The following is a 25,543-nucleotide window of genomic DNA, read 5'->3' as shown; positions in this document are numbered from 1 at the left end:
TAACGATTAAATTTTATCATATTTAATATGGGTATTTAGACTTGTTTAAATCAAAAAACGCCCAATAAATGGACGCTTCTTTCAATTATTTTTTCAAGATGACGTACTCGTAAGGATCAAGTTGAAGCTGCTCAGGCACTTGCTGGCCAGTCAGTATATTCTCATAGCTTGCCTCTGAATCTAGTGACATGTTCTGCTGCTCTTCTGAAAAATTCATCAAAAACACATAGTCCTGCGTACCGTCTGTTCGTTTTTGTACGCTTACTCCTTCTGGAATTGCAGTGGATAGGACGGGCTGTATGCCAATGCCTGCGATAAGGTCTTCGTAAAACTCATCATAAAAAGCCTGTTCATTTTCTGAGGCCATATAGTATGCCTTCCCTTTTTCTAATGAACGGACAGTCAGGGCTGGCTGTCCTTCGTAGCAGCCATTCTCAAAATGCCCTAGCACAGAGGCCGTTTCAGGATGTATGGATTCGCAATATTGTCCGACATGATAGGTGCGTCCATTTCCTGTCGTCATTAACACATGTTCATCTGGCATCAACGTGTTGATTTCCTCTGCCCAAATGCCAAGTACATGGCGGAGAGGACCAGGGAAACCTCCGAGGAAACAGAGATCATTTTCATCGACCATGCCGCTCCAGTAAGTCGCAATAAAAATGCCGCCCGCTTTGACAAAGGCTTCAATTTTTTCTGCAACGCCTGGTTTGATCATGTAGAGCATTGGCCCAATGAGCACACGATAGGATGAGAAATCCTTTTCCATTCCGACAATGTCAACAGGGATGCCTTTTTTCCAAAAGCTTCGATAGTGAGTTTGACAAGCTTCTACATAGCGTTTGTTTGTATTATTTAAGCCTTGCGCATCATCAATGGCCCAGTGGTTTTCCCAATCATAAATGATGGCAACCTCTGGCTGAACGGATGTGCCCGCAATTGGCTGCAGCTGCTCCAGTTGTTTCCCTAGATCAGCAACCTCTTGAAACACGCGCGTATGTTCATGACCAGAATGATCGACAACGGCACCGTGGAATTTCTCGGAGGCGCCTCGGCCTTGCCGCCACTGGAAATAAAGTACGGAGTCTGATCCGTGGGCAATTGCCTGCATGGCAGAAAGGTGTGCCATGCCTTTATGTTTCACCTTGTTCACTTCATGCCAGTTCACAAGGCTCGGCGTACTCTCCATGACGAGAAACGGCTGTCCGTCCTTTAAGGAACGATACAAATCATGTACAAAGGCAACGTTTGATGCTAATTCAGCAGTTGTTTCTCTGCCGCTATGCCAAGCAGGATAGCTATCCCATGAGATCACATCGACCTCTTTAGCAAATTGATGATAATCCAGCCCAAGGAATGGACGCATATGCGGATAGTCGCCCATAAAATTCGTGGTTACTGGGATATGAGGCGTCAATTCTCGCAGCGGTTCAATTTCATTTTGATAAAAATTAATCGTTTGTGCTGTAACAAAGCGCTTCCAATCCAAGTTCATGCCGTGAATCATATGCTCCCCGTGTGGTGCAGGTGACTCGATTTGTGACCAATCACTATACGTGTGGCTCCAAAATCCTGTCCACCATGCTTGATTCAAAGCTTCAAGATCATGATTGTATTTGTCTTTTAAATAGTCTCGAAATGCTTCCTGGCAAAGGTCGCAATGACACTCGCCGCCGTACTCATTCGAAATGTGCCACATGATCAGTGCTGGATGATCCTTGTAGCGTTCCGCAAGTAGCCGGTTGAGTGTATTCGTTTTTTCTCGATAAACAGGAGAGGTGAAGCAATGATTATGGCGCAGTCCATGTAAGTTACGTTGACGATTCGCTTCGACGCGCAATACTTCTGGATATGTTTGTGACAGCCAAGCAGGTCTTGCTCCGCTTGGCGTTGCGAGAATGGCGTGTGCCCCCTGCGCTGCCAAGCGGTCCATGATGTCATCCAGCCATGCAAAGTCATACTGACCTTCTGCTGGTTCTAGCTTACTCCATGCGAAAATGTTGATGGAGAATGTTTGACAGTGTGCAAGCTTCATTAATCGAAAATCTTCGTCTATGATCTCTGGCATATGGAGCCATTGATCTGGATTGTAATCGCCACCATGCAAAAAGCCTTTCACATTTGGGTGAACGAGTGGGTAACGCTTTCCCATTTTGTCACGTCCTATCCTTTTAGTTACGGTGTCATTTGTTTAAATACATCAAGAGAAGGCAGTGCTTTTCCGTTGAAATCAAACATCGCTTGATTTTCCCACGCATTTCCGACAGTACCGGTGGTTTGGATATAAGCGAGCCCGTATTGACTAGACCACGGAGCACCTTTCGCTGGAATCCAAAGCGGCTCCCAATAAAAGAACCCTTTTCCGCGGTTGTTGTTTACTTTTGAAATCTTTTCGGATAGATCTCGTATAAAAGATGCCTGGCCTTGAGGTGAGGCTGGATAGCCGGCTGTGTTGACAGAGTCTTGATTAAATGAGTTATCTAGGTTGTCACCGTTTGCTGTCGTAAAGCCGTAAGCAGTTTCCACCACGATGACGTCTTTGTTATAGCGGGCGCTAATATCATTCATATTGGAGGTCAGACCGCTAAAGCCGCCGTCCCAATACGGGTAATAAGATAAACCGATCGTATCGAATGAGACGCCTCGTTTTGTGATTTCATCAAACCACCAGCGGGATGCACCATTGTCCCCGCCATGTGCAAGGTGAAGCATGATTTTGATGTTTGAATCAACAGAGCGGACGGCATTTGTGCCAGCCTTTAGCAAAGCAGCGAGCCGGTCAAATTCACCACCGCCTTCACCCCAGCTTTTTCCGTTTGGCCACAGCATACCTGAGTTCAACTCATTCCCGACCTGAACCATGTTCGGCAGAGCATTTTGCGCTCTCATCGCTTTGAGCACATCGCCTGTGTAAGTGCCGACTGCTTTTTCTAAATCACTTTGTGAGAGGGACGCCCACGCTTTCGGTTTGAATTGTTTACCAGGATCGGTCCAGAAATCACTGTAGTGAAAATCAAGCAGCACTTTCATATTTTGTGCTTTTGCACGTTTCGATAAAGCGATGGCTGTATTGAGATCATTTGTCCCGCCGTTATAGGCACGACCTTGATTGTCATATGGATGGTTCCACAGTCTGATACGCACATAGTTGACGCCTTTATCCTTTAATAGCTTGAGCGGATCAACCTGCTGTCCGTTCTGGTTGTAGTATTTGCCTCCGCTTTTCTCTACTTCTGCAAGCATAGAGATATCGGCTCCTTTGATGAAATCACCTTGCAATCCATTGATCGGCTGAACAGAAATCGCATCTGCCTTAGCTTCAGGCAAAACACCTAACCCTATCAGAAAGAAAACGACAACAGTGACAAGCAACCATTTCTTCATCAAATCTCCCCTTATCCTTTTGTCCCGCCTTGTGTAAGACCGGATACAAATTGTTTTTGTAAAACAAGAAACAATAAAGCAACTGGAATTGCAATGAGTAAAGCCCCGGCTGCAAAGGTCGTGTAGCTGGCACCCATTTTATCTGACACAAGATTGTACAGACCGATTGGGAGCGTATACATTTCGGGTGAGCGGACAATGACACTGGAGATGATGAAATCACCCAGTGGACCTGTAAATGAGTTGATTGCGACAACAGCTAAGATGGGCTTAGCGAGCGGCATAATAATTTGGATGAAAATCCGGAAATGCCCTGCACCATCCATTCTGGCTGATTCGTCGAGATCCTTCGGAATCGCATCAAGATAGCCTTTCATTAAATACGTATTCATCGGAATTTGTCCACCTGCATAAATCAAAATCAGGGCAAGGTGGCTGTTAATGAGTCCAAGCATTTGAGCAAGAACAAAAATCGCAATCAGCGCTGAAAATTGAGGAATCATTTGCAGCAGCAAAAAGAGCATCAGCCCATTTTTCCGTCCTTTGAAGCGGAATCTGGAAAAGGCATAGCCTGTAAAACTAACAAGAATCAGCGTTAAAACCATTGTGGCAATACTGATCTTCATTGAGTTCCAATACCATTTTGCATAAAGTGCTCCCTGACCGAAGAACAGCTCGGTGAAATGGCTGAACGTTGGATTCTTCGGAAACATACTGGTACTCATCAGGCTGTTCCCAGGATTAAAGGAAGCACCGATCGTCCAAAGCAGTGGATATAGAATACAAATGGAGGCAATGAAAAGGATAAAATAAGTGATGCTCAGGCGAATGAGCTTGTTTTGTTTTGATCCCATATCACATCATGTCCTCCTCTTTGAATGAATTCGTTCTCTTAAACTGCCAGAGTGCAATGGCGATGACAAAGATTGAAAGTAAGATCGTGACTGCGGCAGCAAGTGCATATTGAGAAGACTGCATCGTGAGTTTGTAAATCCAAGAAACCAAGATGTCAGTTCCCCCAGCAGTTGAGCCAGCCACAGGCGGTCCTCCGCCATTAAATAAGTAGATGATATTAAAGTTGTTAAAGTTAAACGTATATTGCGTGATTAATATAGGCGCAATGGAATAAAGGACAAGCGGTAACGTGATGGACCGGAATTTCTGAAAGAAGTTTGCCCCATCGATGGTCGCAGCTTCGTATAGATCCTCTGGAATCGCCTGCAAAACACCGGTTGTCATAATGAAAACAAAAGGGAATCCAAGCCAAGTCTGCATCGCGATGAGGGCAATTTTGCTCCAAAATGGATCTGTCAGCCATGGTTTTGGATCAATCCCAATCGATGCAAAAAGTGTGTTGTTAATGGCTCCAAATGTATCGTTGAACAGTCCGGCAAACACCAAAATGGTCACAAAACCTGGAACAGCCCAAGGAAGAATCAAAATCGTTCTAAAAAACCGTTTTCCCTTTAAATCCTTCTGGTTGAGCAGAACTGCTAGAAAGATGCCAATGGCACATTGAAGGGTCGACGCAGCCAACGTCCATACGACGGTCCAGCCAAGTACATCAATGAAAGTGTCTCTCCAAATATCAATTGAAAAGATATTTTGAAAGTTCTTGATCCCAACCCAATCAATCAGATTGGCAGGAGGTGAGTGGTATAGATCGTAGTTCGTAAATGCCAGCGCAAAGCTGAACATAATAGGAAAGACAACAGAGAATAGAAGTAAAAAGAAAGCAGGAGTGCTCATTAAGTAAGGAAAGCCTTGGTCGATAAGCTGATGATATTGAGCTCGGATGGAATGGAGCGGAACCCCTTGATCACGTTTTTTTCCGTTTATAAAAGCGTCACGCATCATGAGTACGTAAAAGCCGATACCAAAACCAGCTGTTAACAGCGCAATAATCCCTTTTGCCAAAAGGAAAACAGAGTTGTCACGAGGCAGCATCGTACCTAGTGTGAACAGCCCCCAGAAGCCAATATTGAATAAATCATAAAATACGATGAAAAAAGAGACGCCGAATAGGAAAAAAAGTGCCCCTTTACCGTACTGTTTATTGTATATCTGCCCCATCCCGGGTATTAAGGAGAACATTAGCGCCCGTCTCCGGTGTGTCTTTGATTCCATTATGTGTGTGCGGTCTAGTTCAAGGTTACCCGTCACGTCTAACACCTACTTCATATGAAATTAGATCAAATACGGGCAGCTCGATAGACTTAAAGGCTACCCGTGTTTGATGATTATTTAGAGTGATTTGCTTTAATTTGAGAGTCGATTTGATTGACCGCATCATCAAATGCCTTTTTCACATCTGTTCGTCCGGTTGCAATGAGACCTAATGCACTGTCAATCGGCTTCCACACCTCTGCCATTTCAGGGGTATTCGGTGTCAGCGTGGCATATTTCGTTTGTTTTGAAACAGCATCTGCATTTGCGTTTTCAGTAATAATTGGATCCTTCATCAGCTTTTTCACTGGTGGAATTTCCTCTGTCACTTCGAATCGTTTCTTCGAATTTTTTTCATTCGTGATAAACTCAACAAATTTCTCAGCAAGTTCTTTATTTTTAGAATAAGAGGAGACGTTGTAGCTCTTTACACCTAAGAATGAGCTCATATGCTTTCCGTTAGGGAGTGTTGGCAGCTCTGTTACGCCATAGTCAATTCCAGCTTCTTTATATGGACCAAATGACCATGGACCAGAAATGACAGCTGCCGCCTTTTTCTCTGTGAATAAGGAGTTGAGGACATTGATTCCTTGTTCACCAATGATGCCTTTCGGGAAAAGTCCTTCGCTGAAGAATTTTTGAATGTATGCTCCGCCTTCGATGGCGCCATCGTTGTTAAGGCCAATATCATTCACATCATAGGAGCCATTGTTTTTTTGTTTGAAAATATAGCCCCCTGATCCGCCTAACACACTTTGTGCATAGTAAATTTCATCCCATTTCGCAACAAAACCGTATTTCCCGTCTTTTGTCAGCTTTTTCGAAAGGTCATACCAGCCATCAAGTGTAGTTGGTGCCTTTTTGACAAGGTCTTTGTTATAGAAAAGCACGGTTGTTTCAACGGATTTAGGAAGTCCATACAGCTTGCCGTCTACCGTTTGTGATTGAATGGATTCGTCTGTGAAGGAATTGATCACTTTTTGATCAGGCTTGATTTCCTGTAACAGCCCCTCAGTGACAGCTGATCCAATTTGATCGTGAGGCATCGTAATGACGTCTGGACCTGTCCCGGCTGCTCCATCAAGACGGAGAGCTTCGATTTGGTCGGCATACGCTTTTTCGACTACTTTGATTTTCACATCGTTTTGTTTTTCGAATTCTTTTACAGCGTCTTGAATCCCATCAGACTTTTTGACATCCTCCCATACTAGTAAGGTCTTTGTACCTGTAGATGCTGGCTGAGTCCCGCTTGAATTGTCATCTCCTGGCCCGCATGCTGAAAGCAGAAGCACAGCAGTACCAACGACTGCTGATAATGTCGCCCATTTTCCCTTTTTCATTGGTAATCCCCTCTCGTTCTTTTTTCACAGATGATAAGAAAACGCTTTCTTAATGTGAGAATATCAACTTAAGTAAAAAAAGTAAACATATTTTATTAAATTTATTAAGTAAAATTTTTTACTCATATAGAGAGAAAAGAAGCCCTCCATATTAGGAGGGGCTTCCAGTTGATTATATGGTGCTTTTTCGAAAAACAGGCTCTGAGGCAATCAGAACAGTTTTAGGCAATGTTCTGCCGTCCACAAGTCTTTCTAAAAGTAAATCGATCGCTGTCTCACAAAGTAATGACGTATGGATATGATACGTGGTGAGCGGTGGCGACACATATTGAGATACATGAATATCGTTGATACTAAAAACGCTGACGCGATTCGGCAGAGAAAATCCACGCTCATTTAATGCTTGTAAGCAGCCGATGGCAAGAGGGTCACTAGCGACACAAAAAGCGGTGGGCAGATCATCACCAAGCTCATCAATTGCCTTCATCATGAGCGCATAGCCTTCATCGACTGAGAAATGGTGGCCGATATAGACCAATCGCTCATCAAGCATATGGCGGGCAAGCATGTATTCACGGAAAGTCGTTTCACGAATATCTGGAATGTGCACGTTCGTATTTAGATCAAGGTCTGTGCCTCCTATGAATCCGATGGATTGGTGTTCTTTTTCGATAAAAGAATCGATGATCTTTTCTACAATTCGTTTCAGGTTCGGCTTTACAGAATCAAAACGGTCTTCATCTGGCGTTGTATCAATAAAGACAATATGCTGAGTAATTGCATATAATTGGTCAAGCTCTGACGTTTTAAATCGGCCGATGGCGATGATCCCTTCTGTAGCAGGATCAATGGAATGAAGGCCATCAGACGGATTGTAAGCGGTAACATTTAAACTCCGAGTGTTAGTTAGTTCCTCAATGCCTAGTCGAATGGATTTAAAATAAATATCTTCAAGCTCTTCCTTTTCGGTCATCCAATAGAGAAAGGCGATTTTTTTTAATGAATGTTTGAATGTCTTCTTTTGGTAGGACAAAGCTTCTGCGGCGGCATATACTTTTTCGCGTGTTTGATCGGTGACAGATAGGTTGGGATCTTGATTCAGTACGCGAGATACCGTTGCAATGGATAAGCCTGCTTTTTCTGCAATGTCCTTTATTTTAGCTGCCAAATCAGCACCTCCTATAGAAAATATCTCCTCTTAGTATAGAGTCTTTAAAAAAATTAGTAAATATTTTTATTAAATTGTTTTTGTTTAGGCGGTTCTTTACGTGCTGGAAAGGAATTAGTAAGATATATATATGTAAGGTGTTGGATTAAGATTTCTGATAGGAGAGGGACCGATGTATTACGATGCACTGAAGACTTTTGTGACAGTGGTGGAGGAGAAGAACTTTACAAAAGCAGCCCAAAAGCTGCGGATTTCTCAGCCAAGTGTCAGTCTTCATATTAAGAACTTGGAGCAGGAATTCCAGACCGTTCTGCTGAATCGTTCGCCGAAGCAATTAACCGTTACACCAACTGGGGATATGCTGTACCATCGATCAAAACAAATCATTCGTCTCTATGAACAGGCGAAGCAGGACATTTATGAGCATCATCATTTGGCAAGAGGAAAGCTGACCATTGGGGCGAGCTTCACAATTGGTGAGTATGTGCTGCCGCAAATATTGGCGGAGTTTCATCAGCTCTATCCGCATGTTGATATTGAGGTGGTCATTGATAATACAGAGGCGATCGCCGGACATGTCCGTTTATTCCATGTCGATATCGGTTTGATCGAAGGACAAACCAATGACAAAGAGCTTTCTGTAGAAACTTTTCTAGAGGACGAGCTGTATATTGTGGCGCCATTAGATCATCCTTTTGCCAAGAAAAAAGATGTCACCATTGATCAATTACAAAACGAAACATGGATCACGAGAGAAGAGGGATCAGGGACAGGAGAATATTTACAGCATGTCCTGAAATCAAATGGACTGAAAGCACGAACCTTTGTGACCTTTAGCAGCAATCAAGCCATTAAAGAAGCTGTGATCCACGGAATGGGTCTTTCTGTTTTATCTAAATATGTCCTCCAGCGAGGCAGCATTGGCGGTGAATTGGCTGTTATTTCTGTGAGAGGCATGGATTTCAAACGAAAATTCTCCTATGTCGAGTCACCGATGACTGGGGGAAATAAAAATAAGGAATTGCTCGTTGAATTGTTAAGGAAAGAGAAAAAAGGAGCTTCTCCACAATAGGAGAAGCTCCTTTTTTTATAACCCTTTGATTTTGATTTCATCGACTGGAAGGAAGATTTCACCTGTATCTGTATATTTCATGGTGACCTGATCGCCCTCTTTTAAATAGATGACGAGAGGTTCTTTTTCAGATGACATAGTGTAGCTTTTTCCATCGTCTAGCAGGAAGGTGACGGTTGTATAATCACCGGTCTTTTCTTTGTAGACTCGTTTGACCTTCCCTGCTGCTTCTTTCTTTTCTTGCTTAGAGGAACTGTTAACGGTACCGCCGCCTTTTTGCAGAGCTGTTTTATAGGCTCTCAGTGCTTCGTTTGGTGTAGACGCGTACGCAGCGATTTCTGGATTGGCTGCAGAAACAATAAAGTAGTTTTGCAGGAATCCATTTGAATCGAGAACCGGTGTGAGCCAGCTGGCTTCACCATAGAAATTATAGAGAATCGGCATGCGGCCTTTCCATTTCTTCTCGATGAATCGTTTCTCAATAATTTGCAGAGCGCCCTGAGAATCCATATAGGATTCTTCAAGATTTCCGGTATAATAAGTCGCTTTTCCTGTCCGGGCATTTGTCAGGGCATATCCGAGCATGGAATCAACGCCCTCTTTCGGACTTGTGAAATCTGTAAAGTAATACATATCTCCTTTTGAATCAAACACCGGGCTCACATTGGCTTCCGTTCCTTCATCGGAAGGCAGCTTTACATCTGACTTCCCAAACATACTGTTCCAGAACCCGTGAATATAGTTTCCGAAATAGCTGTTTTGCAGACTGACCGCTTCTGGTGAAACAGCACCGTCGATAAAGGCAGGTACTTGATCTAGAGCATATTTCTTTGTTGCACCCGTTTTGGCATCAACAACGACCACACCGGAAGCTTTAAAGCCGTTTCGGGCAGAAATGAAATCGCCATACGTTTGAATGTAATAAGGCTTGCCGTCATCATTGATTTCCAGCTGTGTGCCGCCGTAGAAAATCAAATCTGGGTACTGGAGACGGATATGCCGCTCAATTTCTTTGTTGAAATAGGAGGAAGGCGTATAAACCATCTCCGTCTTCACGAACTTTGGATTAGCAGATGAGTCGGTCGCGCTTAATGTAAAGTAACCCGGCGTGCTGCCTGCACGAATCCATTTAAAGAAGTCCGAGAATTCCACCGGAGCGATGTAAACATACTCACCGTTGACCTTCTGAATTTGCAAGCTGCCAAGCTCATAGTAGCTTGTATTTGGAACCTGTCCGAACGATTTCTTCATTTTATTACGGGCAAATTGAGGCGGTACACTCGCAGGTGTTTCTGTCTCTTCAAACGCCTTGATTTCTACTTTTTGCTCCATTTTGGAGACATCGAATTTCTCATTCGCATTGAATAGAAAAGCTGTCGCCATGTAAACACCGAGCAGCAATAGAATAAGAAACAGCACGCCTTTGATTTTACGCTCCAATCCAACTGACAAAAAGGCGCCTGCTGCTGTCACAACAAGACCAATCAGCCATAGGGAGGAAGGATTCCGATCTAAATTGGTGATGTAATAGAAAACAAAAATACCGATCATAAACAGCAAAGCAAGGCCTGCAATCCACATGAACGGCACCTGCTGTTCTGTTCCTTTCTTTCTTATAATCAACCTAATTGGTGTGAGCAAAAGGGTCAGGACAAGACCGATCACAACCGAAAATAACAGAATATATCCCACAAACAGATCTCCTTTCAAATCAATCACTCTTTTAGTATATACGAGTGAGGCAGGGAAAAGATTCATCGGATGGAAGGTTCATCTAAATGCCAATCGAGTTGATGGCGGAACGAACATCTTCTTTCAGTTCGTAAAACTTGAGTCTTTGTTCAATTTTTTCTATTAAGGCATCAATGGCTTGACCTGACATATGTGTTTGGATGCGATTTTGATGTGTATACACTTTGATCTGAAGTTCATCGATTAGCTTTAAAATTTTTTCCGCTTCTTGACGGTCATCTGCAAATTCATTTTGAAGCTGATGCCGGATGGCTCTGATAAGTGCTGTTTTCTGTTCTTCTTTAATCTTTGCTTTCAAAGCTGCCAGCTCTGCTGGTGTCATGTCTTCCGTGTCAAAGTTTGCTTTTGAGAAGATGGAGCTTGATGTATGCGTATCTGTCATTCTTTGCAAAAAACGATCTGCATCTGTTGGTTGTTTCTTTGAAAATTCCATTTATCGTACTCCTTAAGAAATACCCATGTTCTTTGCCAGGGCTGTATCTGCATCGTGGTATTGTTTTCCAAGATCGCTCATATCATCTGATATTGAGACCATCCACCTTTTCATATTCATAGCGCTATCAATCGCTGTATCATACTTTTTGACCGAATAGAACTCATTTTCAAGACCCTCTGTTTTTAAGTGTCGAATCACGGCATCTACATCTGAAGCCGTTAGCTGATCATACGAACCGAAACCGACAATTTGTTTGTATCTCGAACGAACTCGTTCTACCGATTGATCTACTTTGTCATCGAGTTTCTCAATTTTGCGAATGATTTGCTGCATATGGTGATCGGCATATGTCGAGAATTTACGCCCTGTGTTCATGAGAACGTGGGACTTAATTAAAATCGCCACTACACTATGCGGATCAACATTAGATTGACCCAACTGTTGTAACATGGCCGTGGTAAGAGAAGGATTTTTTCTCAACATATCATCAATGGTTTGAACGGAGCCATCTGGCGAAAAGGTATAACGATCTAATCCATGGCTGCCAGCGAGTGCTTCAAGAAATAAATTCGCATCCAGTGAAGGATTCACACTCATTGCCCGATTGAGGAGGTCTTTTATGAATTGGACGGCTTTTGAGGAGTCCTCGGAGTAATCGACGCCTTCAGGGAGAGCGGCATCATACATCACTTTCACTCGGCCGATTTCTGTCGTATGCCGATTTAAAAGAGAAAGCCCGTCATTGAGATTGATATATTCTGTTAATCTACTGCGGTAATCGCCTTTTAATGCTTTAGCCTGTAGGCCATCCGATAGATTTGGGTAAATATTCGGATTCTCAAAGGTGACCCCTCCTTGAATAAAATCATTTTTGACAAGAACATAGGAAGCATTTGACCCGCCGAGTGAATGCCCTGTCACATACATCTTCGCATTCGGCATTTTCTTATGGATTTCTTTCGCATATCGATCCGCTTGAACCATTTGATTCTCTGCACCATGCTCAAATGGGATATTTTTAATCAGATACTTTGTATCCGAAACCATCCAATCTTGAACAATTTCATTTGTATAGGCGGTTGTGCCTGTTGTCAACTTAGTCGTCACTTCCTGTGAACCCTTCGACCGACTAAAAGGAGGCAGCTTCGTCAAAATGGTAGAAAGAAGATCATCTGACTCTTTTTTTCCATGTTTTTTAATGGTATCTTTATATTGGCCTGCACCAATCGGTTCTGAGCCACGGTATGCGATGACTGCGTTTTTGATTTTGGTGAGGTCTTTGCCTTTAGCTGAACGGATAAAGTCATCTTTTGAGACTAGAGTTAGTGAGTTAAGCCCTTTTTCTGTTTCTTTATAGTCAACGACATACATTTTTCTACCATTGCTTATAACTATGTCACTAGACTTCTTGTAATTATCTATTTTATAAGATGCATTCGAAATAAAATTATAGTCTTTGTCATTAAGCTGAAAGCGGGATGTGTTTTTAGACAAAATTGTCACTCCTGTAATATTTATCTTAAATATTATAAGTTAAAATATAATAAATATCTATAAGAAGAGCGAATCTATCAATTAAAATATTTAAAGGTGGATATTTTTTAATGAAAAACACATTGAAAATTGTATTTATTTTATTTACTATCGTTATCATTTTGGTAATGGTACTTATACTACAACAAGTTAAGGAAAAAAAATCAAGTGATTCAGGAGGTAAGAGTACCGTGCAAGAGAAGAGCGATCAAGAAAAGGCCGAAGAATTCGCAGAAAAGATGAAACCAAAAATTGAAGAACGTTTACACGAAGAAGATATTCACAATTTTATCAAAACCATCACATTTAAAAAAAATGTATCTATAAGCCCAATGGGTTATGTCACAGTTGATGGATATATAAATAATGAGCCTGATAAATACCATTTTTCTGCATCATTAATATACAAATCTAATGAAATAGGTTCGATGAGTCATTCCCCTGATTTATCAGATCGCTTTATAGACTGGGATGAATATAAAGATGAACCTAAAGTTAAAGAGGATTATCTTAAAAGTTTCACCGAAAAAGAACGCGAACAGTATCTCAAAGACATTGGAGAAAAAGAGTAATAAGATCAACCTGCTAATATTCCCCAAATAGTTGAAGCAGGCATATGCTATCATTCACCTAACAACACTTACAAACAAGGGAGAGATTTCACCCATGGCAAATACAAAGAAATTGATCTTGGATGTAGATACTGGAATTGATGATGCGATTGGGATTTTGCTGGCAGTGAAAAGTAAGCAGTTTGATATGTTGGGGATTACAACGGTGTGCGGGAATGTGTCTGTCGATACCGCTGCTTTGAATACGTGTAAAGTGCTTGAGCTGGTTGAGGCAGATAACATTCCTGTCATCAAAGGTTCAGCAACCCCTCTTTTAAGAGCACCTCATTATGAACATCGGGTACACGGTGAGGATGGAATTGGCGGCGCTTTAAAGGACGCCCGGCCTAAGAAGACCGCAGATGCTGGTTTTGCGCCTGATTTTATCATTGAACAAGTGCTGAAGTATTCGAAGCAGGTCACGCTTGTGTTGACAGGGCCTTTAACGAATTTAGCCCTTGCGGTAAAAAAATGCCCTGAGCTGATTCATCATGTGAAAGAGGTCATTTTTATGGGGGGAGTCGTGCAGGGACAGGGGAATGTCACACCGGTTGCGGAATTTAATACATATGCAGATCCAGAAGCGGCAAAATTGGTGCTGGATGCTGGGTTCCCTTCATTGACTCAAGTGGGACTGGATGTCACGAGACAGGTCTTGTTAACGGATGAGAGAATCGATGCCATTCAAAATGAAACGTTGGCAGCTTACATCAGAGAGAGTACAAGCATTTACCGCCAGCGCTATTTTGAGCGCAATGGTGTGTGGGCGTGTGCCATGCATGATCCGCTTGCTGTAAGTCTTGCCATTAACAAGAAGCTTGTAAGCACACAGGCTTATCATGTAGAAGTGGAGACGAAGAGTGAGTTTTGTGACGGTCAAATGATCTGTGATTTTCAGCACCAATGGGAGAAAGAGCGCAATGTCCAAGTGTGTATGGATGTAGATGCTGAAGCTTTTTTTGATTTATTGATCAAAACGATGAATTCATAAAAAAGAAGTCTGTGCAAACAGGCTTCTTTTTTATAAGATGGGAACATGAGGAAATGTATGCGCTCACATGATTAAGGAAGGAGTGAAGTCAATTGGCTTCTGTCAGTTTAAGTAGTATTGAAAAAATACGAGCAGCAAGCAGAGGATTGCCGCCAAAGCTGAAAGGAATTGCAGAACATATTACGAGTGAACCTGGCGACATTATTCATTTGTCTATTGTCGAGCTTGCCAAAAAGACAGCTAGCTCAGAGGCAACGATTTTTCGTCTTTGTAAAAGGCTTGGATTTGAGGGCTTTCAAGACTTGAAAATTGCAATTGCCCAGGAAATAGATCAAACAAAGCCTGATTATGTAGACGAAGAAATGAGTCTTGATGATGATACGGCCGTTTTTATGCAAAAGGTTTTTCAGGCGAATATATCCGCATTAAAGGATAGCTTTCAATTGTTGAATCCAGAGGATGTAGAAAAAGCCATACAAATCATTCATGAAGCACAGCGCTTAGAGTTTTATGGGAGTGGCGGGTCTGGCCTCATTGCAACAGACGCTTTTCATAAATTTATGAGGACAGGCATCAACTGTATTGTTCATACGGATTCTCATTTTCAAGCGATGTCTGCCGGTCTTCTAGACCAGCACAGTACAGTGATCGGTATATCTCATTCTGGCCGGAATAAAGATTTACTCGATGCGATGAAAACAGCAAAGGAAAAAGGCGCGAAAACCATCGGTATTACAAGCTATCAGCGTTCTCCATTGAGCCAGCTTGCTGATGTCACGTTGTATACATCGACGCAAGAAACGGCCTTTCGAACAGAAGCGATGTCTGCAAGACTTGCTCAGCTCACTGTCATTGACGTACTATACTTTGCACTTGCTCACTTAAGGCAGCAGGAAACTTTATCGAATTTAAAACAAATGAGAGAAACCATTTCACAAAAAAGGGTGTAATGGTTTCAAAAATAAATTTTTCTATTAATGAAAAATGCTGTTGTGGTAACGATTGTGAGCTTTTAAGTGAAAAAAATTTTCTTTTCAGTCGTTGAATGTCGAAAAAATTATTCCTATAATGGGATTTAACAGGTATAAGAAAACAATAAATATGATTTCAAATCAATGATTGGGCGTGATACAGATGAAGGGAAACCAGGCGGTAATTGGTTTGGATATTGGAACAACAAGTACAAAGGCGGTTCTATTTGGACCACAGGGGAAAGTGATAGCAAAGCATTCGGTTCCTTACGATCTCATTCAGCCCCAGCCAGCATGGGTTGAACAGGACCCTGAACATATATTAGAAGCTGTCATTTCAAGTGTAAGAGGTGTGTTGACGAAAGCAGCATTTGATGCAAAACGTCTCATAGGCATCGGAATTAGTACAGCGATGCATTCCTTGATTGTGATGGATAAGGATGGCAAGGCGTTAACAAACAGTATCATTTGGGCAGATAACAGAAGTGCAGAACAAGCGAAGCGAATCATTTCGGACATGGATGGCTTCCAAGTTTATAAAAGAACCGGTACACCGATCCATCCAATGTCACCGCTTTCAAAAATAAGGTGGTTCAAGGAAATGGCACCTGATGTCTTCAAGAAGGCAGCGAAATTTATTTCCATTAAAGAATATATTCTTTATCATTTCTTTGGCCAGTATGTGGTCGATTATTCAATTGCTTCTGCAACAGGGCTGTTCCGATTGGAAACGCTTCAATGGGATGAAGAGGCGCTTCGTATTACTGGAATTAAAGCCAATCAATTGTCTGAACTTGTTCCGACGACGCATCAGCTCAGAGGTCTTCAGCCAGAGATCGCCCTGCGAATGGGTATTGCGGAAGATACACCATTTGTGGTTGGTGCGAATGATGGGGTTCTCGCGAATTTAGGTGTGGGAGCGATTGGAAAAGGTGAGGTGGCTGTCACGATTGGGACAAGCGGTGCAGTCCGTACGGTCGTGGACAAACCAATCACAGATGAACAATCAAGAACGTTCTGCTATGCGTTGACTGAAAAGCATTGGGTGGTTGGAGGACCGACAAATAATGGCGGAATCATGCTGAGATGGCTGAAGGATGAATTTGGTTCCTCAGAGGTGGAGGTAGCAAAGCGCCTTGGAGTGGACCCTTACGATCTGATGATTGATATTGCGAAAAAAGTTCCAGCCGGCTCAGAGGGACTGCTGTTTCTGCCATTTTTAACAGGTGAACGTGCACCTTATTGGAATCCAAATGCGAGAGGCACTTTCTTTGGGATCGGTCTCCAGCATAAGCGGGAGCATTTTATAAGAGCTGTGTTAGAAGGCGTCATTATGAGTGTTTTCTCAATCGGTGTTGCCTTAAGGGATTTAACCGGTTCAGCAAAGGATGTCAGGGCTTCGGGTGGATTTGCACGATCTCCGCTGTGGCGGCAGATTTTAGCGGATACGATGGGCAGGGAAGTACTTGTCCCAGAAAGCTACGAGGCGTCAGCACTTGGGGCAGCTGTCCTCGCACTTCATAGTTTAGGTTATATGGAAGAGATAGAAGAGGTTCAAGATTGGATTCGAATCTCTGCCCGTCATGAACCAAATATGGAGAACAATGAAACATACATAGAACTGTTTTACTTATATGAGCGCCTCTATGACAAACTCAAGGATGAATTTAATGTCATCAGTGCGCTTCAATTAAAACAAAATCATTAAACATCAGGGAAAAGGTGGGAGAGCATGCTTTTATTCATCGTGATTGCAGCAATTGTCCTTTTACTCATCCTCATAACAGTTGCTAAGTTGAATCCGTTTGTGAGTTTAATTATTACTTCTATGTTAGTCGGCTTTGCCACAGGGATGGACCTGCAGGAAATCATTCAATCCATTAAAACGGGGTTAGGCAATACGTTATCATTATTGGCCATAGTTCTAGCGCTTGGCACCATGCTTGGGAAAATGATGGCTGAATCAGGTGGAGCTGAGCGGATCGCTCACACATTAATCGGGCGGTTTGGGACAAAAAATGTGCATTGGGCTATGATGTTTGTTGCCTTTATTGTGGGGATACCTGTCTTTTTCCAGGTCGGATTCGTTCTTCTCATTCCTTTATTGTTTACGATTGCGATTGAAACGGGCATCTCGCTCGTGACAATTGGGATTTCGCTCATTGCTGGCTTGTCTGTCGTTCATGGTCTTGTGCCGCCTCATCCAGCTGCCATGGCGGCTGTCGGCATCTATCATGCCAACGTGGGGAAAACCATTTTCTTTTCCATTATTGTCGGTTTACCGACAGCTATTATTGCTGGGCCGCTGTATGGGAAATGGATTGGAAAACGGATTCATAAACCAGTTCCAGAGCTGCTGAGAAAGCAATTTACTGAACGCAATGAAGATCGAAAACTTCCCGGCTTTGCAAATACGATGTTGACGATTTTAGTGCCCGTGATTCTAATGCTCCTTGCCACACTGGCAGATATTATTTTACCAGAGGACAGTTTATGGTTTCAGATATTCAAGTACATTGGAGATCCAATTACAGCACTGCTGATTGCAACCGTGTATTCTTTCTTCAGTCTTGGCTTTGTGCAAGGGATGAGCCGTGACCGGGTGCTTTCCTTTAGTAATGAGTGCTTAGGTCCGATCGCTTCCATTCTGCTTGTCATTGGAGCAGGCGGGGCTTTCAATAATGTGCTTATCGATTCAGGTGTCGGTGATTATATTGCAGATTTAGCCAAACACTCGCCGATCTCGCCAATTTTGCTTAGCTGGCTGATCGCTGCGGTTATTCGTGTGGCAACAGGATCTGCTACGGTCTCCATGATGACCGCAGCTGGTATTGTCGCACCGATTGCTGCATCTATGCCGGATGTGAGCAGAGAGCTTCTAGTGTTAGCTACAGGGGCGGGTTCATTGATTTTGTCTCACGTCAATGATTCTGGTTTTTGGCTGATTAAAGAGTATTTTGGTATGACCATTAAAGAAACTTTTTTGACATGGACGGCTATGGAGACGATCATTTCTGTTAGTGCTATTGCATTTATTATGATCATTAATATGTTTATATAGCGAAACACAACAGCCTGGTTCTACGGAATTGGGCTGTTTTTACTTTTATCCATACCTCCTTTTTCAGATTGGGGTAAAATGAAGATATTGAAAAGCGGGAGGCGGACACGATCGAACCATTAAAACATGTTTATCATAAATTATTTATTGAAGAATTAGCGGAGAAACTTGCACAAGCGTCGACTGGATTTGATGCTGAAGAATTCCAGCGGCTTGTGCTCCAAAAGGATTGGGAGCAGCTGGAGTTAAAAGGCAGAATGAGAAGAGTCACTGAATCAATGCATGCCTGTCTACCTAAGGATTATGAGCAGGCAATTGAGGTGCTGCGTCAGACAGCCCCGCATTTTTCAGGACTTAGTGCGCTTGTATTTCCAGACTACGTCGAGACGTACGGTCTAGCACATTGGGATATCTCGATCAAGGCGCTCGAATTCTTTACACCTTTTTCCACTTCTGAATTTGCTGTTCGGCCTTTTCTGATTCAGGATCAAGATAAAATGCTGGCGCAAATGCTCGTCTGGTCACAGAATCAAAATGAGCATATCCGGCGGCTTGCTAGTGAAGGATGCAGACCACGTTTGCCATGGGGATTAACTGTTCCTGCGCTTAAAAAGGATCCTTCGGTTACGCTGCCTATATTAGAAAACTTGAAGTCGGACCCAGCGCGGTATGTGCAAAAAAGTGTAGCGAACCACTTAAATGATATTTCTGCAATTCAGCCTGATCTGATGAAAAAGATGGCTAAAAAATGGTATGGAACGAATGAACATACGAACTGGATCATCAAACATGCATCCCGTACATTACTAAAAAAAGGCGATCCAGATATCATGGCTTTGTTTGGTTATGGGGACGATCCATCTGTTCAAGTAACGGATTTGAAGGTAGTGCAAAATCCCATTCGTATTGGAGAGAAAATGACCTTTCAATTTATACTTCAAGCTGTTAAGCCCCTAAAGCTGCGTGTAGAGTATGCCATAGACTATGTCAAAGCCCGGGGTACCCGCAATCAAAAGGTATTTAAAATCACAGAGTTTGAAACAAGTGCAGCGTTACATAGAGAATTCGTCAGGTCACAGTCCTTTCAAAATATGACGACGAGAAAGCACTATGAGGGAGTCCATACTTTAACGATTATCATCAACGGCATCCCAAAAGCATCGGTTGATTTTGAGGTAACAGAAGATAGCAGCTCATGAAAAAACCCGCCATTTCGGCGGGTTTTGGTGTTTAAGCCTTCTTTTTCATTAAGAATGAAGCGATGATGGCAGCGACTAAGAAGCCGATGCTGATAATGGAGCTAGGCAGGTTTTCTTGTCTGAATAGGAACAAAACAAAGCTCAAACTGAGTACAAGACCTGCAAATAAAGTCAAATACGGAAACAGCCATACCTTGAAATACGGCTCCTGTGGATATTTTGGACGCAGCTTTAGATGAGCCATACAAATGCTGATCCAAATGAGTGAAACCGCAAAACCAGGAATAGCCAGCATATAGCTGAAAATTTGCTCTGGATATAAGTAAGCAAAGAATGTTCCAATGAGAAGAAATAGAACGGTGACCCATAAACTCAAAATGGGTACGCCTCTTTTGTTGACCTGTGCCAGCTTTTTCGGACCGCCATCTGATTTAGAAAGAGAATGAATCATTCTCGTCGTTCCATAAATTCCAGAATTGGCCGCAGATAGAACGGCTGTAATCAAGACGAAATTAATGAAGTGAGAGGCGCCTTGCATACCAGCAGCAGAGAAGACTTGGACAAAAGGACTGTTATTTGGGTCAATTTGATTCCAAGGAATGAGTCCGCAGATGATCAAAATCGGCAATGTGTAAAATAAAATAATCCGCCACATCATACTTTTGACTACTCCAGGCAAGACCTTCTCTGCATCCTTTGTTTCAGTAATGGTCAGCCCGATCAATTCAGAGCCTCCATAAGAGAAAATAACCACTAAAAGTGATGCAAAAATCGCACCCCATCCGTTCGGGACGAAGTTTTGATAGTTGGTAAGCGCTGGTGAGCTTTGTTCGTTTGGAATGATCCCAAATAATAATGCTGCACCGAGAATAATAAAGACAATAATAACGAAAATCTTCATTCCAGCGAACCAAAATTCAATTTCACCAAAGTATTTTACATTATTTAAGTTAATTCCGATGACTAAGAGTGAGCAAAGTAAACATAGAGACCATAGAGGTACGTTCGGCAGCCAGTATTGAAGCAGGCTACCAGCTGCAATAATCTCAATGACACATACAGTGAGCCACATAAAACAGTAAACCCAGCCGACGACAAATGAAAAACGTTGACCAAGCGCAATTTGTATAAGGTCGCGAAGATTATTTCCCGGATACACAATGGCCATTTCGGCTAATGCTGCCATCACAATGAGGAGCAGCAATCCGGCAAATACATAGGAAAAGATGACCCCAGGACCCGCTAAACCAATTGTATCGGCACTTCCTTTAAAGATTCCTGTACCAATGACCCCGCCCATCGCAATCATGCGGATGTGACGCGGTGATAAAAGCTTTTTTAATTCTTGTTGCTCCTGATTCGCGCTCATGACGTTCTCCTTTTTTAAAAATGCTTATGTTCCATTTTCTTTTTTCAAGACGTCAGTGTCAATATAAAAAAAGAGATTTTTCAGACAAAAATAGAGGTTAATTCTATCAAAATATATATTTATATCCATAATTACCTTATTTCATCCATATTCTAAAAATGAAACTTCAAATAAATGAACAATTGCCTTATTTATGACATAAACAATTTTCAGTTTTTGTCGATATATCATTTGTATTACTAAAGTCCTAATAGAGAATTATTTATAACTGTAAAATATTTCAAAAACGTTAAAGTTGAAAGGAGATATGAAAGATGTTTAAGAGAAAAGGAAATGATTCATCGTCTGAAATCCTTCTGAGTGAAAGCAGCCAATTAATAGAAAGAATCGAAAAAGGAGACCTTTCAGCAAGACTAGACACTGCTGCATTCTCTTCAAGCCAAACGATAGAAGCGGTAGCGCAAATTAATGAAGCTTTGCAAAAGATGCAAGAAGCAAATGAAAATATTCAAATGCGGGTGGAATTAGTGACAAAAGCCATTAAAGTTGGCTTATGGGATATGGTCGTCATCGCTGGAGACCCGGTCAATCCAAAAAATGAATTCACATGGACAGATGAATTCCGCAAAATGCTCGGCTTTCAAAATGAGCACGATTTTCCAAATCTATTAGATAGCTGGGCATCTCGAATACATCCGGATGAACAAGAATATACATTAGACGCATTTTCTTCGCATTTATTGGATCATTCAGGGCGTACGCCGTATGATATCGAATATCGCTTAAAGTTAAAAAACGGAGATTATCGCTGGTTCAAAGCAACTGGAACGACCGTTCGTGATCGAAATGGTGTCCCTCTTCGTGTGGCGGGAGCTCTTTTTGATATTCATGATCAGAAATTGAAAGAAGAAGAGCTGCAAGCATTCGTCACAAGATATGACTTAATCAACCGTGCGCTTGTTGAAGCTCCTTGGGACATGGTGGTAGAGGCCGGTGATCCAGTCAATCCAAATAACGAATTCTGGTGGTCTCCGCAGTTCAGATCAACTCTTGGCTTTACGGATGAAAAAGATTTCCCAAATGTTCTGAGCAGCTGGAGCGACCGCCTGCATCCTGAGGATCAAGAAATGGCTCTCCAAGCTTTTGCGGATCATTTAAATGACCACTCTGGCCGCACACCATTCGACATTGATTACAGATTACAGAGTAAAAATGGTGAGTACCGCTGGTATCATGCGGGTGGTGAAACCATTCGTGATGAAAAAGGTGTTCCTCTTCGTGTGGCAGGAACTATTCGTGATATCACGTTAGAAAAAAACAAAGAAAAAACAGCGAATGAAATGGCTTCACAAGTAGAACAGCTTTCAAGCTCTATTAGCGAGATGGTCTCGGGCATTAGTTCTGTGACAAATCAAGCACAGGAGCTTGCTGTTGCTCAAGAGCAGTCAACGTCTGCTGCAAATCTAGCTAAAAACAGTGCTGATGAGACGAAAAATATTTCTGACTTAATCAAAGAAGTGGCGAACCAAACGAACCTGCTTGGTCTAAATGCTGCAATTGAAGCAGCTAGAGCTGGAGAACAGGGCCGCGGATTCTCTGTCGTTGCTGATGAAGTACGAAAGCTGGCGCTGCATAGTGCCAATGCAACTGAAAATATTGAATCTAGTTTAGCGGAAATGAAAACACAAATTGATGAAATTCTTGATAATATTTCGAATATGACAGCTCTGACGCAAACACAGGCTGCTTTAACAGAGCAGGTGAATGCTGCAGTTGATGAAGTGAATCACATGTCTCAGCGTCTTGTGGCGTATTCAAAGAGTATTTAGTCGTCAAAAACCGCCTTCTCGAAGAAGGCGGTTTTTCATTAAAATTGATCTGCTGGGAAAACAATACCTGCATCTTTTCTTGCAGCGTCAAGGACTTTCATCACGGATAGACTTTCATCAAGCCATGCATAGCACTGTTCATGATTTTTTGTTTCAATGATATGCTGGAAAGCTTCTGCCTCATAATACAGACGGTTTGGATTCGTTTGTGCATTGAGTGAGATGACCCTGTCATCAACATGCAGCAGCACTTCCTCGCACCCATTCGCCCCATTTTTCACATGAATAAAGCCTTTTTCTCCTTGAATCAATGCAAAGTTCATGCTGTTTGTATCCTTACTGCCGACACTTGTCGCAATGAAATCATTGTAAGTGAACGTTAAAACACCAGATGTGTCAATACCGTTTGGATGGCGATTTGCCTGATACCGTACCTGCTCTGGTGATCCAAAGAGGTTCATGATGAAATGGACATTATAGATATTAATATCCATCAGCGCTCCTCCAGAGAACTCAGGGTTAAAGACATTTGGCGTTTCGCCGGCTAGCAGCTGATTATATTTGCTTGAATATTGACTATAGTTGCATTGAACCAGTTTGATTTTACCTAATTGAAGAAGATGCTTTTTGATTAAATGATAATTTGGCATATGAACGGTCGTAATGGCTTCAAATAGGAGAAGCTGCTTTTCCTTTGCGAGAGCGATTAAGGCTTGCAGTTCTTTAACATTTGATGTGAAAGGCTTTTCGCATATCACATGTTTTCCGTGTTTCAATGCAGCCGTTGCATGCTCGCTATGTAAACGATTCGGTGATGCGATGTAAACAGCTTCTACGTGAGGATCTTCTAGCATAGCGGTTAGATCCGTATAAGTTGTCTGCACTCCAAATTTGTCTGCGAGCTTCTTTGCCGTTGCTTCCTTTCTTGAATAGACAGCGTGACAAGAAGCACCTTCGAGCTGTTCAATCGCTTGCAGGAAGCCTTCCACAATGATACCTGTTCCAATGGTTGCGATGTTCATTCTCCAAAACCCCTTCCACTCGTTTAAGCTGTCTCTAGTATAACCGATGTTTTCATTGGACGTGTAATGAGATACCTGAGCGAAGGTGTGCCAGTGACCAACACCGGCACACCTTTGGCAGCCGTTACAATCAGCTGATGTTTGCTAATGTTTGCTTTGTTAACAATTGAATGGCAGCCTTCCGCTTTTTTAACTCTTGAATAGAGTGTTGGATATCTTCGACTTTTTGTTCAAGCAGCTGTTCAGCTTCTGTTTTTGACTGTTTTTCGAAAAGTGATTTGATAATTTCACGAATTTCTTTAAGCGAGAAATCTAGCTTTCTCGCTTCGGTGATAAATGATAGCATGAGTACATATTTTTTATCATATAGACGATAGCCGTTATGTGCTCTCTTTGGTTCTGGGAGCACCCCCTCATTTTCGTAAAAACGAATGGTTTCAATATGTACTCCAGACATTTTTGACAATTTACCTCTCGTAAACGTAATCATTCCCTGCACCTCCTTTCTTTGCTATCCATCATACAATTAGATTTGCTAGTTTCAAAACATTCTATAGTGGGGAACAATTGTACTATTTTACTTGTTGTAAATGGGGGATCAGCACGATGAATAGAATACGTTATAATAGAGTAGACTCATGTGATATTTGTTACAGATGTGAACAAGTAGACAGCGTGAAGAAAAAACGATAGGCTAAAATAGGTAAATAGTAATGAAATAACCTGTCATCATGGTAATGGTGGCTCAAAATAGTGACAGCACGTTTTTGCTGAGAAAAGGGGACCAGTGAATGTATAAATTAGTTGCAATTGATATGGATGGTACGTTATTAAATGATCAACATATAGTGCCGGATGAAGTGTTTGAAGCCATTCAACAGGCAAAGGCAGAAGGAATTAAAATTGTTTTATGTACAGGCCGGCCAATTGGCGGGGTAAATCGTTATTTAGCTGATCTTCACCTTGATCAAGAGGGAGATTATGTGATCGCCTATAATGGAGCGCTTGTTCAAAGCAGCCATACAAATGAAGTGGTGTCAGAGCTGACATTATCCTATGATGACTTAACTTCTTTATATGAATTGAGCCGTCAGCTGGATACACCGATGCATTATTTCGATTCAGCCAATTTATACACACCGAATCGCGATATTAGTGAATACACAGTGCTTGAATCCTACTTAACAAAACTGCCGCTGAAATATATGCCTGTTGAAGAGGCAGATTCATCGATGAGACTTCCGAAAATGATGTATATTGATCAGCCAGAACGTTTGGAAAAAACGATACAAGCCATCCCATCTGAAGTGAAGGAAAAGTATATGATGGTGAAAAGTACAGATTTCTTCCTTGAAATCCTGCATCCTGAAGTGAGTAAGGGAAATGCTGTGAAGCTTCTAGCGAAGGAGCTGGGAATTCCTCGTGAAGAAGTCATGGCTATTGGTGACAATGGGAACGACGTATCAATGCTAGAGTTTGCGGGCTGCGGCGTCGCTATGGGAAATGCCATTGATGATGTCAAAGCCGTAGCAGATGTTGTAACAAAATCTAATAATGAAGCCGGAGTAGCACATGTGCTGCATGAGCTGGTTTTAGGAAAATAAGAAAAGAGCGGTCTACCAGTACGGTAGCCGCTTTT

The 25,543-nt window shown here is 42.2% G+C and carries 21 protein-coding genes; 9 read left to right on the top strand and 12 right to left on the bottom strand.

Features of this window, described 5'->3' with window-relative positions; translation table 11 throughout:
* Positions 1-85: 85 nt before the first annotated feature.
* From ACP69X_RS04190 to ACP69X_RS04165, 6 genes are all read right to left on the bottom strand, one after another.
* The gene (locus ACP69X_RS04190) at positions 86-2,152 is read right to left on the bottom strand and encodes a beta-galactosidase (protein ID WP_041087473.1); all 2,067 of its coding nucleotides are present in this window, start codon (positions 2,150-2,152) and stop codon (positions 86-88) included.
* A gap of 23 nt (positions 2,153-2,175) precedes the next feature.
* Positions 2,176-3,384 carry a glycoside hydrolase family 53 protein gene (locus ACP69X_RS04185; RefSeq protein WP_338527896.1) on the bottom strand — a complete coding sequence of 403 codons (1,209 nt, stop codon included), beginning with the start codon at positions 3,382-3,384 and terminating at the stop codon, positions 2,176-2,178.
* Between the two features lie 11 nt (positions 3,385-3,395).
* Complete coding sequence (locus ACP69X_RS04180) at positions 3,396-4,238, bottom strand: sugar ABC transporter permease (protein ID WP_041087477.1); 843 nt, start codon at positions 4,236-4,238, stop codon at positions 3,396-3,398.
* A 1-nt stretch (position 4,239) separates the two neighbouring features.
* Positions 4,240-5,511: a carbohydrate ABC transporter permease gene (locus tag ACP69X_RS04175; RefSeq protein ID WP_052468267.1), complete on the bottom strand. Its 1,272-nt coding sequence runs from the start codon at positions 5,509-5,511 to the stop codon at positions 4,240-4,242.
* 113 nt (positions 5,512-5,624) lie between these two features.
* Complete coding sequence (locus ACP69X_RS04170) at positions 5,625-6,890, bottom strand: extracellular solute-binding protein (RefSeq protein ID WP_041087482.1); 1,266 nt, start codon at positions 6,888-6,890, stop codon at positions 5,625-5,627.
* Positions 6,891-7,062: 172 nt separating this feature from the next.
* Entirely contained in the window at positions 7,063-8,058 is a 996-nt protein-coding gene (locus tag ACP69X_RS04165; protein WP_041087484.1) for a LacI family DNA-binding transcriptional regulator, read from the bottom strand.
* A gap of 172 nt (positions 8,059-8,230) precedes the next feature.
* On the opposite strand from ACP69X_RS04165, the gene ACP69X_RS04160 reads away from it, so the two are divergent.
* Positions 8,231-9,130, top strand: a complete 900-nt coding sequence (locus ACP69X_RS04160) for a LysR family transcriptional regulator (protein WP_041087486.1) — start codon at positions 8,231-8,233, stop codon at positions 9,128-9,130.
* A gap of 15 nt (positions 9,131-9,145) precedes the next feature.
* Here the strand turns inward: ACP69X_RS04160 and ACP69X_RS04155 are convergent, their stop codons facing one another.
* The 3 genes from ACP69X_RS04155 to ACP69X_RS04145 all read right to left on the bottom strand — a co-directional run bounded on the left by ACP69X_RS04155 (position 9,146) and on the right by ACP69X_RS04145 (position 12,821).
* Entirely contained in the window at positions 9,146-10,822 is a 1,677-nt protein-coding gene (locus ACP69X_RS04155; protein WP_426052451.1) for a hypothetical protein, read from the bottom strand.
* Positions 10,823-10,904: 82 nt separating this feature from the next.
* Positions 10,905-11,315: a hypothetical protein gene (locus ACP69X_RS04150; RefSeq protein WP_426052450.1), complete on the bottom strand. Its 411-nt coding sequence runs from the start codon at positions 11,313-11,315 to the stop codon at positions 10,905-10,907.
* 12 nt (positions 11,316-11,327) lie between these two features.
* The gene (locus ACP69X_RS04145; protein WP_426052449.1) at positions 11,328-12,821 is read right to left on the bottom strand and encodes a lipase family protein; all 1,494 of its coding nucleotides are present in this window, start codon (positions 12,819-12,821) and stop codon (positions 11,328-11,330) included.
* 101 nt (positions 12,822-12,922) lie between these two features.
* On the opposite strand from ACP69X_RS04145, the gene ACP69X_RS04140 reads away from it, so the two are divergent.
* The 6 genes from ACP69X_RS04140 to ACP69X_RS04115 all read left to right on the top strand — a co-directional run bounded on the left by ACP69X_RS04140 (position 12,923) and on the right by ACP69X_RS04115 (position 19,684).
* Positions 12,923-13,423: a DUF1433 domain-containing protein gene (locus tag ACP69X_RS04140; protein ID WP_073978776.1), complete on the top strand. Its 501-nt coding sequence runs from the start codon at positions 12,923-12,925 to the stop codon at positions 13,421-13,423.
* Between the two features lie 94 nt (positions 13,424-13,517).
* Positions 13,518-14,453, top strand: coding sequence for a nucleoside hydrolase (locus ACP69X_RS04135; protein WP_426052448.1), 936 nt, complete (start codon positions 13,518-13,520; stop codon positions 14,451-14,453).
* Between the two features lie 92 nt (positions 14,454-14,545).
* Positions 14,546-15,403, top strand: coding sequence for a MurR/RpiR family transcriptional regulator (locus ACP69X_RS04130; protein ID WP_041087503.1), 858 nt, complete (start codon positions 14,546-14,548; stop codon positions 15,401-15,403).
* 184 nt (positions 15,404-15,587) lie between these two features.
* Positions 15,588-17,132, top strand: coding sequence for a gluconokinase (gntK, locus tag ACP69X_RS04125; protein ID WP_041087505.1), 1,545 nt, complete (start codon positions 15,588-15,590; stop codon positions 17,130-17,132).
* 24 nt (positions 17,133-17,156) lie between these two features.
* Positions 17,157-18,485, top strand: a complete 1,329-nt coding sequence (locus ACP69X_RS04120; protein WP_041087507.1) for a GntP family permease — start codon at positions 17,157-17,159, stop codon at positions 18,483-18,485.
* A gap of 110 nt (positions 18,486-18,595) precedes the next feature.
* Positions 18,596-19,684, top strand: a complete 1,089-nt coding sequence (locus tag ACP69X_RS04115) for a DNA alkylation repair protein (RefSeq protein ID WP_426052486.1) — start codon at positions 18,596-18,598, stop codon at positions 19,682-19,684.
* Positions 19,685-19,715: 31 nt separating this feature from the next.
* On the opposite strand, the gene ACP69X_RS04110 is transcribed toward ACP69X_RS04115, so the two are convergent.
* Entirely contained in the window at positions 19,716-21,053 is a 1,338-nt protein-coding gene (locus tag ACP69X_RS04110) for an amino acid permease (protein WP_073978779.1), read from the bottom strand.
* 314 nt (positions 21,054-21,367) lie between these two features.
* Here ACP69X_RS04110 and ACP69X_RS04105 point away from each other — a divergent pair, with 314 nt between their 5' ends.
* The gene (locus ACP69X_RS04105; protein WP_041087510.1) at positions 21,368-22,882 is read left to right on the top strand and encodes a methyl-accepting chemotaxis protein; all 1,515 of its coding nucleotides are present in this window, start codon (positions 21,368-21,370) and stop codon (positions 22,880-22,882) included.
* Between the two features lie 38 nt (positions 22,883-22,920).
* Here ACP69X_RS04105 and ACP69X_RS04100 read toward each other — a convergent pair whose 3' ends face one another.
* A complete protein-coding gene (locus ACP69X_RS04100; protein WP_073978780.1) occupies positions 22,921-23,904 on the bottom strand; it encodes a Gfo/Idh/MocA family protein in 984 nt (327 codons plus the stop codon).
* Positions 23,905-24,034: 130 nt separating this feature from the next.
* Positions 24,035-24,394 (bottom strand): MerR family transcriptional regulator, encoded by a 360-nt coding sequence (locus tag ACP69X_RS04095; RefSeq protein ID WP_039182663.1) that lies wholly within the window; start codon positions 24,392-24,394, stop codon positions 24,035-24,037.
* A gap of 301 nt (positions 24,395-24,695) precedes the next feature.
* On the opposite strand from ACP69X_RS04095, the gene yidA reads away from it, so the two are divergent.
* Entirely contained in the window at positions 24,696-25,508 is an 813-nt protein-coding gene (gene yidA, locus ACP69X_RS04090; protein WP_041087516.1) for a sugar-phosphatase, read from the top strand.
* Positions 25,509-25,543 lie beyond the last annotated feature (35 nt).

It is taken from the genome of Bacillus sp. DC4300-2b2 (assembly GCF_049895685.1).
GTDB classification, from domain to species: domain Bacteria; phylum Bacillota; class Bacilli; order Bacillales; family Bacillaceae; genus Bacillus; species Bacillus safensis.
The sequence above is the reverse complement of the archived record's forward strand: the minus strand, read 5'-3'. Positions and strand labels throughout refer to the sequence as shown.

Coding starts and splice junctions, on each gene's coding strand:
- ACP69X_RS04140 (WP_073978776.1), top strand. CDS start 12,923: ATGAAAAACACATTGAAAATTGTATTTATTTTATTTACTATCGTTATC.
- ACP69X_RS04170 (WP_041087482.1), bottom strand. CDS start 6,890: ATGAAAAAGGGAAAATGGGCGACATTATCAGCAGTCGTTGGTACTGCT.
- ACP69X_RS04150 (WP_426052450.1), bottom strand. CDS start 11,315: ATGGAATTTTCAAAGAAACAACCAACAGATGCAGATCGTTTTTTGCAA.
- ACP69X_RS04100 (WP_073978780.1), bottom strand. CDS start 23,904: ATGAACATCGCAACCATTGGAACAGGTATCATTGTGGAAGGCTTCCTG.
- gntK (WP_041087505.1), top strand. CDS start 15,588: ATGAAGGGAAACCAGGCGGTAATTGGTTTGGATATTGGAACAACAAGT.
- ACP69X_RS04135 (WP_426052448.1), top strand. CDS start 13,518: ATGGCAAATACAAAGAAATTGATCTTGGATGTAGATACTGGAATTGAT.
- ACP69X_RS04180 (WP_041087477.1), bottom strand. CDS start 4,238: ATGGGATCAAAACAAAACAAGCTCATTCGCCTGAGCATCACTTATTTT.
- yidA (WP_041087516.1), top strand. CDS start 24,696: ATGTATAAATTAGTTGCAATTGATATGGATGGTACGTTATTAAATGAT.
- ACP69X_RS04190 (WP_041087473.1), bottom strand. CDS start 2,152: ATGGGAAAGCGTTACCCACTCGTTCACCCAAATGTGAAAGGCTTTTTG.
- ACP69X_RS04160 (WP_041087486.1), top strand. CDS start 8,231: ATGTATTACGATGCACTGAAGACTTTTGTGACAGTGGTGGAGGAGAAG.
- ACP69X_RS04110 (WP_073978779.1), bottom strand. CDS start 21,053: ATGAGCGCGAATCAGGAGCAACAAGAATTAAAAAAGCTTTTATCACCG.
- ACP69X_RS04120 (WP_041087507.1), top strand. CDS start 17,157: ATGCTTTTATTCATCGTGATTGCAGCAATTGTCCTTTTACTCATCCTC.
- ACP69X_RS04175 (WP_052468267.1), bottom strand. CDS start 5,511: ATGGAATCAAAGACACACCGGAGACGGGCGCTAATGTTCTCCTTAATA.
- ACP69X_RS04105 (WP_041087510.1), top strand. CDS start 21,368: ATGTTTAAGAGAAAAGGAAATGATTCATCGTCTGAAATCCTTCTGAGT.
- ACP69X_RS04095 (WP_039182663.1), bottom strand. CDS start 24,394: ATGATTACGTTTACGAGAGGTAAATTGTCAAAAATGTCTGGAGTACAT.
- ACP69X_RS04185 (WP_338527896.1), bottom strand. CDS start 3,384: ATGAAGAAATGGTTGCTTGTCACTGTTGTCGTTTTCTTTCTGATAGGG.